This is a genomic window from Rhodococcus sp. 14C212 (assembly GCF_011058195.1).
Classification (GTDB): domain Bacteria; phylum Actinomycetota; class Actinomycetes; order Mycobacteriales; family Mycobacteriaceae; genus Rhodococcus; species Rhodococcus aetherivorans.
On sequence record NZ_JAALEH010000003.1, the window covers coordinates 138,371 to 150,928 of the forward strand.

At 70.2% G+C, this 12,558-nt stretch carries 11 protein-coding genes; all 11 read left to right on the top strand.

Annotation, left to right across the window (positions count from 1 at the left end; all coding sequences use genetic code 11):
- Positions 1-8 precede the first annotated feature (8 nt).
- The 11 genes from G6038_RS02790 (at position 9) to G6038_RS02840 (ending at position 12,554) form a co-directional block, all read left to right on the top strand.
- Positions 9-1,175, top strand: a complete 1,167-nt coding sequence (locus G6038_RS02790; RefSeq protein ID WP_165035805.1) for an acyl-CoA dehydrogenase family protein — start codon at positions 9-11, stop codon at positions 1,173-1,175.
- 9 nt (positions 1,176-1,184) lie between these two features.
- Entirely contained in the window at positions 1,185-2,075 is an 891-nt protein-coding gene (locus G6038_RS02795; RefSeq protein ID WP_165035806.1) for a CoA ester lyase, read from the top strand.
- A complete protein-coding gene (locus tag G6038_RS02800; RefSeq protein ID WP_029546556.1) occupies positions 2,075-2,542 on the top strand; it encodes a MaoC family dehydratase in 468 nt (155 codons plus the stop codon). The genes G6038_RS02795 and G6038_RS02800 overlap by 1 nt, the downstream gene beginning before the upstream one ends.
- 1 nt (position 2,543) lies before the next feature.
- The gene (locus G6038_RS02805; protein WP_165035807.1) at positions 2,544-4,025 is read left to right on the top strand and encodes an aldehyde dehydrogenase family protein; all 1,482 of its coding nucleotides are present in this window, start codon (positions 2,544-2,546) and stop codon (positions 4,023-4,025) included.
- 73 nt (positions 4,026-4,098) lie between these two features.
- Positions 4,099-5,310 carry a CoA transferase gene (locus G6038_RS02810; protein WP_165035808.1) on the top strand — a complete coding sequence of 404 codons (1,212 nt, stop codon included), beginning with the start codon at positions 4,099-4,101 and terminating at the stop codon, positions 5,308-5,310.
- Between the two features lie 127 nt (positions 5,311-5,437).
- Positions 5,438-6,760, top strand: coding sequence for an acyclic terpene utilization AtuA family protein (locus tag G6038_RS02815; protein WP_165035809.1), 1,323 nt, complete (start codon positions 5,438-5,440; stop codon positions 6,758-6,760).
- Positions 6,757-7,077: a hypothetical protein gene (locus G6038_RS02820; RefSeq protein WP_165035810.1), complete on the top strand. Its 321-nt coding sequence runs from the start codon at positions 6,757-6,759 to the stop codon at positions 7,075-7,077. The genes G6038_RS02815 and G6038_RS02820 overlap by 4 nt, the downstream gene beginning before the upstream one ends.
- Entirely contained in the window at positions 7,074-8,555 is a 1,482-nt protein-coding gene (locus tag G6038_RS02825) for an aldehyde dehydrogenase family protein (protein WP_165035811.1), read from the top strand. The genes G6038_RS02820 and G6038_RS02825 overlap by 4 nt, the downstream gene beginning before the upstream one ends.
- The gene (locus tag G6038_RS02830) at positions 8,552-10,222 is read left to right on the top strand and encodes an AMP-binding protein (protein ID WP_346772731.1); all 1,671 of its coding nucleotides are present in this window, start codon (positions 8,552-8,554) and stop codon (positions 10,220-10,222) included. The genes G6038_RS02825 and G6038_RS02830 overlap by 4 nt, the downstream gene beginning before the upstream one ends.
- Positions 10,207-11,283 carry an LLM class flavin-dependent oxidoreductase gene (locus G6038_RS02835; protein ID WP_165035812.1) on the top strand — a complete coding sequence of 359 codons (1,077 nt, stop codon included), beginning with the start codon at positions 10,207-10,209 and terminating at the stop codon, positions 11,281-11,283. The genes G6038_RS02830 and G6038_RS02835 overlap by 16 nt, the downstream gene beginning before the upstream one ends.
- Positions 11,280-12,554, top strand: a complete 1,275-nt coding sequence (locus tag G6038_RS02840; RefSeq protein WP_165035813.1) for a cytochrome P450 — start codon at positions 11,280-11,282, stop codon at positions 12,552-12,554. The genes G6038_RS02835 and G6038_RS02840 overlap by 4 nt, the downstream gene beginning before the upstream one ends.
- Positions 12,555-12,558 lie beyond the last annotated feature (4 nt).

The window sequence follows — 12,558 nt, forward strand, 5'->3', positions numbered from 1 at the left end:
CAACCGAGATGGACTACAGCAAGAACGAGACCCACGAGGAGATCCGGCGGGGGATCCACGATCTGTGCAAGCGGTTCCCCGACGAATACTGGGCCGAGCACGACGAGTCCCACGAGTTCCCGTGGGAGTTCTACAACGCCATGGCCGAGGGCGGCTGGATGGGTCTCACCGTCCCCGAGGAGTACGGCGGCGGCGGCCTCGGCGTCACCGAGGCCGCGATCGTCGAGCGGGAGATCGCCGCGTCCGGCGCCGGCATGGGCGGGTGCAGCGCGGTGCACATCGGCATCTTCGGATTCGAGCCGATCATCCACCACGGTTCCGAGGAGATGAAGCGCAAGTACCTGCCGCGCGTCGTCACCGGCGAGCTGCACACCTCGTTCGCCGTCACCGAGCCGGACGCCGGCACGGACACCACGAACATCCGCACCTTCGCCAAGAAGGTCGACGGCGGCTGGCTGGTGTCCGGCAAGAAGGTGTGGATCACCAAGGCGCAGGAGGCCGAGCGCATGCTCCTGCTGTGCCGCACCAGCCCCCGCGACGAGAACGCCAAGCGCACCGCCGGCATGACGCTGATGTTCGCGGAGATGGACCGCAGCAAGGTACAGATCCGGCCGATCCCCAAGATGGGCCGCAACGCCGTCGACACCAACGAGCTGTTCATCGACGAGCTGTTCGTCGCGGACGAGGACGTCGTCGGTGAGGTCGGGCACGGCTTCCGCACCATCCTCGGCGGCCTCAACGCCGAACGCGTCATCTCGGCCAACGCCGCCCTCGGCATCGGTGAGGCGGCGTTGCGCCGCGGCGTCGACTACGCCAAGCAGCGCGAGGTCTTCGGCCGCCCCATCGGGCAGAACCAGGGCATCGCGTTCCAGCTCGCCGAGGCCCGCATCCGCCTCGACGCCGCCGAGGCGGTCCTGGACAAGGCGACGTGGATGGTCGATCAGGGCCTGCCGTGCGGCCGGGAGGCGAACGCGGCGAAGTTCCTGTGCGCCGAGGCCGGCTTCTACGCCGCCGACGTGGCCCTGCAGACCCACGGCGGCTTCGGCTACGGCAAGGAGTTCCACGTCGAGCGGTACTTCCGGGAGGCGCGGCTCATGCGGATCGCGCCGATCAGCCAGGAGATGGTCCTCAACTACACGGCCGAACACGTGCTCGGCCTGCCGCGAAGCTACTAGGAGGACGACGTGCAGCCGTATCGTTCGATCCTGTTCGTCCCGGGGCACCGCCCGAAGTGGGTGGACAAGGCCGTCGCGGCCGGCGCCGACTGCGTCGTACTCGACCTCGAGGACTCCGTGCCGGCCGCGGAGAAGGCGGCGGCCCGCGCGACCGTCGCCGAGTCCATCGCGCGGGTGCGCGAATCCAACCGGGACGTCGGGCTGTTCGTGCGCGTCAACCCGCTCGCCACCCGGCTGACCGGGGCCGATCTCGAGGCGGTCGTCGTGCCGGGCCTGACCGGCATCTTCGCCCCGAAGATCGAGCAGGCCACCGACGTCCTGCGCTACGACGCGCTGCTCGATCACTTCGAATTGCGCAACGGGGTGGCGGGGCTCGAGTACATCGTGCCCGTCGAGACGGTGAAGGCCATCCACAACTGTCTCGAGGTGGCCACGGCGTCGCCGCGCGTCGGCGCCATGATCGGCCCGTCGGCCGAGCACGCCGACATCGCCCGCGAGGTCGGCTACGAGTGGACCCCCGAGGGGCTGGAAACCCTCTACCTGCGCAGCCGGGTGCTGCTCGCCTGCCGGGAGGCCGGCATCCACGCCCTGACCGGCCTGTGGGAGGATCTCGAGAACCTGGACGGGCTTCGCGACTTCGCGGTGCGAGGCCGGCAGCTCGGGTTCCGCGGGATGGTTGCGATCCACCCCTCCCACGTGGCCACCGTCAACGACGTGTTCAGCCCGTCGGAGCAGGACCTGGAGTTCTACCGCGGGCTCGCCGAGGCCTACGAGAAGGCGGAGGCGGAGGGCGTCGGTGCGCTGCGGTATCGCGGCCTGCACATCGACAAGGCCCACTACGACAAGGCAATTCAATGGCTCGAACGAGCCGAGGCGATCCTACGGAGAGGTGAACGGTGATGCGCGGTCTGTACTTCGAGGAGTTCGAGGTCGGGAAGCACTACAAGCACTCGATGACCCGCACCGTCACCGAGATGGACAACGTGCTGTTCACCTCGCTGACGATGAACATTCAGCCGCTGCACCTCGACGAGGAGTTCTGCAAGACGACGATCCACAAGCAGCGGGTGGTGAACAGCTTGTTCACCGTCGCGCTGATCGGTGCGTTCCACGTTCCCGAGCTGACCATGGGGACCACGCTCGGGAACCTCGGCTACGACAAGGTCAAGTTCCCGAATCCGGTCTTCCACGGCGACACCCTGCGCGCGGAGACCACCATCCTGAAGAAGCGTGAATCCGAGAGCCGCACCGACAGCGGCATCGTGTGGTTCGAACACCGCGGCTTCAACCAGCGCGACGAACTCGTCTGCCTGCTCGAGCGCGTCGGCCTGATGGCCAAGCGCCCCACCACCGAGGAAGGTGCCTGAGATGACTGCAGCGCCCGAAACCGAATTCCCGTTGAAGGACTGGGTTCCCGAAACCCGGACCCTGCTGATCGGCGACCGGGAGGTCGAGCCCGCCGGTGAGACGTGGGACGTCTACAACCCGGCCACCGAGGAGGTCATCGCCACCGTCGGCGGCGCCTCCACCGACCAGGTCGATGCCGCCGTCGCCGCCGCCCGCGCCGCCTTCCCGGCGTGGTCCGCCCTGAGCGGCGAGGAGCGCTCCCGCCACATCCACCGCTTCGCCGACGTGCTCGAGAAGGCCGCCGACCGGCTGCTGCCCTCGATCGTCAACGAGGTCGGCACGCCGGTCGCGCTCGCCGAGTACCTGCAGGTCAAGATGGCCGTCGACGAGCACCTGCGGTGGGCCGCCGAGGCCGCGAAGACCGACCGCACCGTCCATCTCGGCGAGTACGACAAGCCGGTGCCGACGATGAGCGACGTCGTGTACGAGCCGGTGGGCGTCGTCGCGGCGATCACCGGGTACAACTATCCGTTGAACCTGGCGATCTTCAAGTTCGGCGCCGCGCTCGCGGCCGGCTGCACCGTGGTGCTGCTCCCGTCCCCGCGCACCCCGCTGACCACCCTGTTCCTGGGCGATCTCATCCGCGAGGCGGGCCTGCCGCCGGGCGTGATGAACGTCGTCATCGGCGGCGCGGACGTCGGGCAGCGGCTGTCCTCGCATCCCGACGTGGACCGGGTGTCCTTCACCGGTTCCGACGGCGTGGGCGCGAAGATCATGGAGCAGGCCGCGGCGAACCTGGCCGGCGTGACCCTCGAGCTCGGCGGCAAGTCGCCGAACATCGTGCTGCCCGGTGTGGACGTGCAGAAGATCGCCGTCGAGATGCACCTGCGCTGGTCCCGCAACGGCGGTCAGGGCTGCGCCGCCCTCGCCCGGCTGCTGGTGCACGACTCGGTCTACGACGAGTTCCTCGAGGCCGGCGCGTCGGCGTTCGACCAGATGGTCGTCGGCGACCCGTGGGACCGTGCGACGAACATCGGCCCGATGATCCGGCCCGACCACCAGGGCCGCGTGCAGGGTTTCATCGACAGCGCGGCGGCCGAGGGCGGCAGGAAGCTGCTCGAGGTGACCAAGCCGCTGCCCGAGAAGGGCTGGTTCGTCAATCCGGTTCTGCTCGGCAACCTTCCGCACAACGCGCGCGCGGTGCAGGAAGAGATCTTCGGTCCCGTCGCGGTGATCCTGCCGTTCAAGGACACCGAGGAGGCCATCCGCCTCGCCAACGACACCCCCTTCGGTCTCGCCGCGAACGTGTGGTGTGACGACCCGGTCGAGGCGCGCCGCGTCGCGGAGAAGATCCGCGCCGGAACGGTGTGGATCAACGGCGGCGGTGCCATGCGGCCGGACGCGCCGTTCGGCGGCTACGGGCGCTCGGGAGTCGGCCGCGAACTCGGTGAGTGGGGGATGCGCGAGTACCTCGAGGTCAAGCACATCCAGTGGCGGATCTGATTCGCCGGCAGGGCATTCGGCAACATCGCATTCGGCCGGGCCGAACCGGACGACAAGGCTAGGAGAGACGACGATGAACGCATCCGCTGCGGGTCCGCTCGCGGGAGTCAAGGTGCTCGAGCTCGGCACCATGTATGCCGCCCCCACCGCGGGGCGCATGCTCCGCGACTTCGGCGCCGAGGTGGTCAAGGTCGAGGACCCGACGACCGGAGACTTCGCGCGCCAATGGGTTCCGCAGAAGGAGGGCCTGTCGCTGGGCTTCTCCCGGCTCAACGCCGGGAAGAAGTCCCTCGGCATCGACCTGCGTTCGCCGGAAGGCCGCGACCTGGTGCGCCGGCTCGCGGCCGAGGTCGACGTCGTCGTCGAGTCGTTCCGTCCCGGCCGGCTCGAGGAGTGGGGCCTGGGCTACGACGTGCTGAGCGCGGACAACCCGGGGCTCGTGCTGGCCCGGGTGTCCGGGTTCGGGCAGACCGGACCCAACCGCAGCCTGCCGGGATTCGGCACCGTCGCCGAGACGGCCAGCGGTTTCGCGCACGTCAACGGCTGGCCGGACTCGCCGCCGACCTCCCCGCCGTTCGGGTTCGCCGATTCCATCGCCGGGCTGTCCGCCGCGATGGGTGTCGCGATGTCGTTGTACAAGCGTGAGCGGACGGGGCAGGGCGACGTCGTCGACGTCGCCCTGTACGAGCCGCTGATGTTCATCATCGGCGACATGTTCCTGCGCTACACCGCGCTCGGCGAGATCCAGCAGCGCATCGGCAACGCCACCGGTGCCGCGTCCCCGCGCGGCATCTACGAGGCCCAGGACGGGCGCTTCCTGTCCATCGCGGCGTCCAACCAGGGCATCGCCAAGCGGCTGTTCGCCGCGATGGGGCGGCCCGAGATCATCGAGGATCCCCGCTACGCCACCAACGCCGCGCGTCTCGAGCACAACGACGAGGTGCAGGCGATGGTGAAGCAATGGGTCGGCTCGATGCCGCGGGCGAGCGTGCTCGAGACCCTGGAGAAGTTCGAGGTCGTCAGCGCACCGGTGAACGATGCCGCGGACGTCGTCGCCGACCCCCACTTCCAGGAGCGCACCCTCGTCGAGATCACGGGCAACGAGATCATGAAGGGCGTGCTGATGCCGGGGCCGGTGCTGCACCTCGGCAGCTACGACGGTCCCGATTACGACGGTGTGCCCACCATCGGCGAGCACACCGCCGAGGTGCTCTCGGACCGGCTGGGGTTGAGCGGGGACCAGCTCGCGGCGCTCGCCGAGGCGGGCGTGATCGGCAAGTCCTGAGAGTCGCACGGGCCGCAGTCCGAAAATCGATGCGGTGAACCGGAATCCGCTTACGGCACGGCGTGCGCGGATTCCGGTGTCCCGCGCGCTCCGGATTCGCCGACGCACGCAACGAGACGAGGTAGCAATGCAGCTGAGTATCGGCTCGGGGTCGGCCTACGCCAACGACCGGCTCGAGACAGCGGCCGCCATGGCCGACAGCGGCCGGGTGCGGTACATGGGCTTCGACTGCCTGGCCGAACGCACGATGGCGCTGGCCCAGATCCGCCGCCTGCGCGATCCGTCGACCGGCCAGGACGAGCGCATCTCCGCCCTGGTGCCGATCCTGCGCCGCTTCCTCGAATCGGGAGGCCGCGTCGTCGGCAACTTCGGCGCCGCCAATCCCGACGCCGCGGCGGCCGAATTCGCGGTCAATCTGCGCGCTCTGGGGCTCGGAGGGACCCGGATCGGCATCATCCGCGGCGACGACGTGCGGGACGCCGTCACGGAAGCCGACGTCGCGCTCCCCGAACTCGGCACCACCACGCGCGCGCTCGCCGACCGGATCGTCTCCGCCAACGCCTACATCGGAGCCGATCCGATCGTCGACTGCCTGCGACAGGACGCACAGATCGTGCTCGGCGGCCGGATCGCCGACCCGTCCCTGTTCGTCGGGCCGATCTGCCACGAGCTGGGATGGTCGCTCGAGGACTGGGACCGCGTCGGTACCGCGACCCTCGCCGGGCACCTGCTCGAGTGCGGCGTCCACAGCACCGGCGGCAACTTCGAGGATCCGCCGTACCGGGTCGTTCCCGACCCGCACAACCTGAGCTTCCCCCTGGCCGAGATCGACGACGACGAGCTGATCGTCACCAAGCTCGACGGCACCGGCGGGGCCGTCGACCTCCGCACCACCCGCACCCAGCTCTACTACGAGATCCACGATCCCGCAAGCTATCTCACCCCCGATGTGACCGCCGACTTCAGCGACGTCCGGATCGAACAGGTCGGCCCCGACCGGGTACGCCTGTCCGGCGCCCGCGGGTCCGCCCGCCCCGACACCCTCAAGGTGCTCGTCGGCGTCGACCTCGGATACAAGGCCGTCGCCGAGATCTCCTACGGCGGACCGGGCTGCGTCGACCGCGCCCGTCGCGCCGAGGAGATCGTGCGCCGGCGCCTCGAACCGATCCGGGCGCAGATCGACGAACTGCGGATCGAACTGCACGGCGTCGACACCCTCTTCGGCGACCGGATCGCCGGCGGCGAGCCGGCGGAGGTGCGGCTACGGCTCGCGGCACGAGCCCTGGATCCCGACGTCGCCAAGGCCGCCGCCTACGAGGTCGAATACCTGTACTTCGGTCCCGCGGGCGGAGGTGGCGTGGTCACCTCGGTCGTCCCCGCCATCGTCGTGACCCCCGCCCTGCTGCCCCGCAGCGAGGTACCCCTGTCCGTGGAGGTGACCACCGCGTGAAACTTCGTGACGTCGCGTACAGCCGCTCCGGCGACAAGGGCGACACCAGCAACATCTGCGTGTTCCCGCACGACGACGCCGACTACGACTGGCTCCGGTCGGTGCTCACCGAGGACGTCGTCGCCGAGGCGTTCGGGAACCTCGTCGAGGGCGAGGTGACCCGCTACGAGATCCCGGTGAACTGCTGCCTGAACTTCGTCCTCACCCGCGCGCTCGCGGGCGGGGTCTCCAAGTCCCTGCGGGTGGACCCGCACGGAAAGTCCTACCAGTCCCTGATTCTCGACATCGACGTTCCGGGACGCGAGGAGAGGCGATGATCCACGACCTGTTCGCCCGGGCGGCGCACGGCCCGTCCGTGCACGTCGGCGGCAGATGGGAGACCGGGCGCGGCGAGGCGTTCGACTCGATCGATCCCGCCACCGAGGAGACGCTGGCACGGTGGACCGCCGCTGACCGGGAGCAGACCGAACGCGCGATCACGGCCGCCCGCCGCAGCTTCGACGCCGGGGAATGGCGCGCCGGCTCCCCGGACCAGCGCGCCAAGGTCCTGCGGCGGCTGGCAGACCTGATCGACGAGCACGCCGGGCAACTCACCGAGCTGGTCGTGCGGGAGGTCGGATCGCCCGTCGGCCTGGCCCGCACCCTGCAGGTGGCGCAGCCGGCGATCAACTTCCGGTGGTTCGCCGACGCGGCGCTGCGCGGTCCCCGTGGCGGCTACCAGGAGCGGCTGCCCGGCATCCGCGGAGCCGTGTCGTCCGAGAGCCTCCTGCTGCGCGAGCCGATCGGCGTGGTCTCGGCGATCGTGCCGTACAACTACCCGCTGAACATGATCTCGTGGAAGGTGGCCCCCGCGCTCGCCGCCGGCTGCAGCGTGATCCTGCTGCCCTCGCCGCGGGGCACGCTGTCCGCCCTGGCCTTCATGCACCTCGCCGACGAGGCCGGATTGCCGCCCGGCGTGCTGAATCTCGTGCCGGGCGGACCGGCCGTGGGTGAACTGCTCAGCTCCCACCCCGACGTGGACATGGTGAGCTTCACCGGATCCTCCGCCGTCGGCGCGGCCGTGATGGCGCAGGCCGCGGCCACCCACAAGAAGGTCGTGCTCGAACTCGGCGGCAAGTCGCCCAACATCCTTCTCCCGTCTGCGGACCTGTCCACCGCCGTGGGACCGTCGATCCTGCGGTTCTGCCGCAACGCCGGGCAGGGCTGCGGAGCCACCACCCGGATCCTCGTGTCCCACGATCGCATCGACGAATTCCTCGATCTGGCGGCGGAATTCATCGAGGAGAATGTGCCGGCCGGCGACCCGTTCGACGAGCGCACCGAGGTGGGGCCGCTGATCTCCGCCGAGCACCTCGCGCGCGTGCGCGGCTATCTCGACCGCGCCGTCGCCGCCGGCGGCCGCATCGCGGTTGCCGGCGAGCGGCCGGTGGGCAAGGGCTGGTTCCTGCCGCCGACCCTGGTGACGGGCGTGGACAACTCCGCCGAGATCTGCCGGGAGGAACTGTTCGCCCCCGTCGCGGTGGTCCTGCCGTACCGGGACGTCGACGACGCGGTCGCCGTCGCGAACGACTCCCCGTACGGACTCAACGCGAGCGTCTTCGGCGACCACGCCGAGGCGGTGGCCGTGGCTCAGCGCCTCGACACCGGCACCGTCGCGATCAACGGTGGCGGCCCGATGCGGGCGGACGTGCCCTGGGGCGGATCGAAGCGCAGCGGCACCGGCGTGGAAATGGGCGAGGACGGGTTCGCCGAGTTCTTCCGGATCAAGCACCTGAACTGGCAGGTGCCGTCGTGACCATCGAAACCCGAATGCCCGCACACGCTCCCGCGTACCCGATCCTCGACGGACCGGCACCCGATCTCGCGATCCGCGCCACGACGGGTGATCGCACCGTGCCGTGGCTGCTCGACCGGTGGCGCACCGGCCGGCCGGACAAGGCCTTTCTCATCTGGGAGCCGCACACCGGCGCCGAGGCGCAGCGCTGGAGCTACGCGGAATTCGCCGCCGCGGTCGACCGGCTCGCGGCCGGACTGCAGGCGCGCGGCATCGCACCCGGTGACCGTGTGGTGCTGCTGATGGACAACTGCCCCGACTTCCTCGTCGGATGGGCGGCGATCGTGTCGACCGGCGCGGTCGCGGTGTGCCTCAACACCCGCAGCAGCGCCGACGAACTCGCCTACTACGACCGGCACTGCGCCCCCCGGGCCGCGCTGATCGGAACCCGGTCGGCCGAGGCCGCGCGGGCCGCCATGCCCGGGCTCGAATGGATCGCGACGACCGGCGGCACCGAGACCCTCGAGGCCGCGGCACCGGCGGGCACCGTGCCCGAGGGCGCGTCCGGCAGCCTCGGCGCGCTCGGACGGACGGCCGGGGCACCCGCGCCGGTGTCCATCGATCCGCTCGCACCCGCGAGCATCCAGTACACCTCCGGGACGACGGCGCGGCCCAAGGCCGTGGTCTGGACGCACGCCAACTGCCTCTGGGCCGCACAGGTCAACGCCGCCCACGCCGGCCTGCGCGGCACCGACGTCGGGCTGATCACCCTGCCGCTGTTCCACACCAACGCCCTGGGCTACTCGTTCCTGGGACTGCTCTGGGTGGGGGCCACCGTGGTGCTGACCCCGAAGTTCTCCGCGTCCCGCTTCTGGGACGTCTCGCTCCGGCACCGGTGCACGTGGGCATCGGTGGTGTCGTTCATGCTCCGGGCCCTCGACGGTGCTCCCGTTCCGGCCGACCACAGCTACCGGCACTGGTCGGGCAGCGCGACGCAGCACTCGGTGGCCGACGGGATCCGCATGACCGGGTGGTTCGGCATGACGGAGACCGTGTCGCACCCCGTCGTCAGCGAACTGGCCCATCCCGACCCCGACGGGGCGATGGGACGCCCGGCCCCCGAGTACGCCGTCGCGGTCGTCGACGACGACGGTCGTCCCGTCGCGCCCGGCACGGTGGGTGACCTGTGGGTGCGCGGAACACCGGGTGTGTCCCTGTTCGCCGGGTACCTGCACAACGACGACGCGACGCGGGAGGCCTTCACCCCCGACGGCTGGTTCCGCACCGGAGACCGGGTGCGCCAGGACCGCTCCGGGCAGTTGTGGTTCGTCGAGCGGTCCAAGGACATGCTCAAGGTCGGCGGTGAGAACGTCGCCGCCGCCGAGATCGAACGCGTGGTCGCGGCGGTGCCCGGGGTCCGGGAGGCCGCCGTCGTGGCGAAACCGGACCCGATGCTCGGCGACGTCCCGGTCGCCTTCGTGATTCCGGACGGCGCCGCACCCCACGGCCTGCCGGCCGAGATCGAGCGGGCCTGCACAGAACTGCTGTCCGACTTCAAACGACCGCGCGAGGTCCACCTGGTACCGGAGTTCCCGCGCGCCACCTTGAACAAGGTCGCCAAGGCGAAGCTGCGGCACTGGCTGCGCGAGCCGTCGACGGAAGCGGGGAAGACATGGACCTGGGCGTGATCCTCGGCGACGTGCACTCCTCGCTGTCGCCGCGCGAGCACCTCGACGGACTGCTGCGCCAGGTCGAGGCCGCGCAACGCAACGGCGTGCGCCACATCGTGATGGGCCACCACTACATCTACGGCAACCTGCGCTGGCTGCAGCCGATCCCGACCCTGGCGCGGATCGCGGCCGAGCTGGACCCCGGCGTGAAGATCGGCACGATGGTGGTGCAGGTGCCGCTGTTCCATCCGGTCGCCCTCGCCGAGGAACTCGCCACCCTCGACATCCTGACCCGGGGCAATCTCATCGTCGGCGCCGGCGCGGGATACCGGCGCGAGGAGTTCGCCGCGTTCGGCGTCGACTTCGACCGGCGGTTCGCCATGATGGACGAGGCGCTGCAGATCATCCGGCTCATGTGGACGCAGGACGAGGTCGACTTCCACGGCAGGTTCTGGCGGCTCGACGGGGTCAAGACCCACATCCGACCCTGGCAGGACCCCCATCCGCCGATCTGGATCGGTGCACTGAAGGATTCCGGCGTCCGGCGCTCCGCACGACTGGGCGACGCGTGGCCGGTGACGCCCGAAACCCGGACCGACGACATGCATCGCATGTTCGGCGTCTATGCCGCGGCGCGCCTCGAGCACGGGCGGCCACCGGTGGCGCGGCACCCGCTGCGCCGCGAGATCGTTCCCGGCGCCACCACCGAGGATGCGTTCCGGCGCTTCGAATCCATGGCGCGTGACCGCCTGCTTGCCTACGCGCAGCGGGAACTGGACACCCGCGATGCCACCGCCCTCACCGAACGATTCCGGCAGGTCGCGGCCGAGGAGGCGATCGTCGGAACCCCCGACGACTGTCTCGGCCAGTTGCGCGCTCTCGCGGCGCAGGTGCCGGTCGATCCGGTGATCGTGCGCGCACAGTGGCCCGACATGACGGCCGACGACGTCGTCGCGTACCTCGACGACCTCGGCCGCGACATCGTTCCCGGAATGCGCGAGATCGTCTCGATCGACGCCCGCACCATGGCGGACCCCTCGGCGATCGCGGATACGAGCCCGACAGGAGAAGTCCGATGACGCTCGACGACCGGAGCACCGAACCGCGTTGTCCCGTGGTCGACTTCGACCACAACTCCGCCGCGCACGCCGAGGATCCGGTCGGCTCCTACCGGCGGATGCGGGCGACAGGGCCGGTGGTCCGGTCGACCCGTCACGGCGGCTTCTGGGTGCTCACCGACTACGACGGCGTGTTCGAGGCCGCCCGCGACGATCAGACCTTCTCGTCCGCGCGGTGTCCCTACGGCGGCGACGGCCTGGCCACCGTCATCCCCAAGACGCCGGTGAACCACCACATCCCCGTCGAACTCGATCCTCCGGAACATCGCAAGTACCGCAAGCTGATCAACCCGCTGACCTCCCCCGCGGCCGTCGAGCACCTGAGGCCGGCGATCGAGAAGTACACGACGTGGTTCATCGACCAGGTCGTCGAGGACGGCGCGTGCGACTTCGCGACGGTCATCGGCGTGCCGGCCGTGGTGACGATCGACTGGCTCGGCCTGCCGCCGGAGGACTGGGAGCGTTACGCGCACGCCCATCACGCCGCGCTCTCCGACCTGCCCGGCACGCCGGAGTTCGAGCACGCGATCTCCGTCGAGTTCCCGTGGATGGAGGAACAATTGCGGGCCGCGATCGCCGAGCGGCGCGTACGTCCGCGGGACGACGTGCTGAGTCACCTCGTCGGCTCGGAGGTGGACGGCCGGTCCGTCACGGACGACGAGGTGTTCGCCATGGCGGAGCTGCTGATCTCCGGCGGCGTGGGCACCACCGCCTCCCTCGTCAGCCAGACACTGATGTACCTCGACCGCAACCACGAGCTGCGCCGCACCCTGGCCGAGCACCCGGAGAAGCTGCCGCGCGCGATCGAGGAGTTCCTGCGCGTCTTCTCGCCCACGCAGGCCCTGGCCCGCACGGTGACTCGTGACGTCGAGTTCCGCGGGCACGACTTCCGCACCGGCGATCGCGTGCTCCTCGGCTGGGCGTCGGCGAACCGCGACCCGCAGGCGTTCGACGACCCGGACACCGTGGACATCGAGCGGTGGCCGAATCGGCACACGGCGTTCGGCATGGGTGTGCACCGGTGCGCCGGGGCGCACATCGCCCGCGCGCTGTCCCTCGAGATGCTCGGCCAGATCCTGCGCCGCATGCCGGATTACGAAATCCTGCACGACCAGGTGGTCCCGTTCGCGCACCAGGCGGTCAATCCCGGTTGGAAGCGAATTCCCGCGCGCTTCACGCCCGGGCCGCGTATCGGCTCCCGAGCTGGGAACGCACGCCCTTCCTCGATCTGACGGG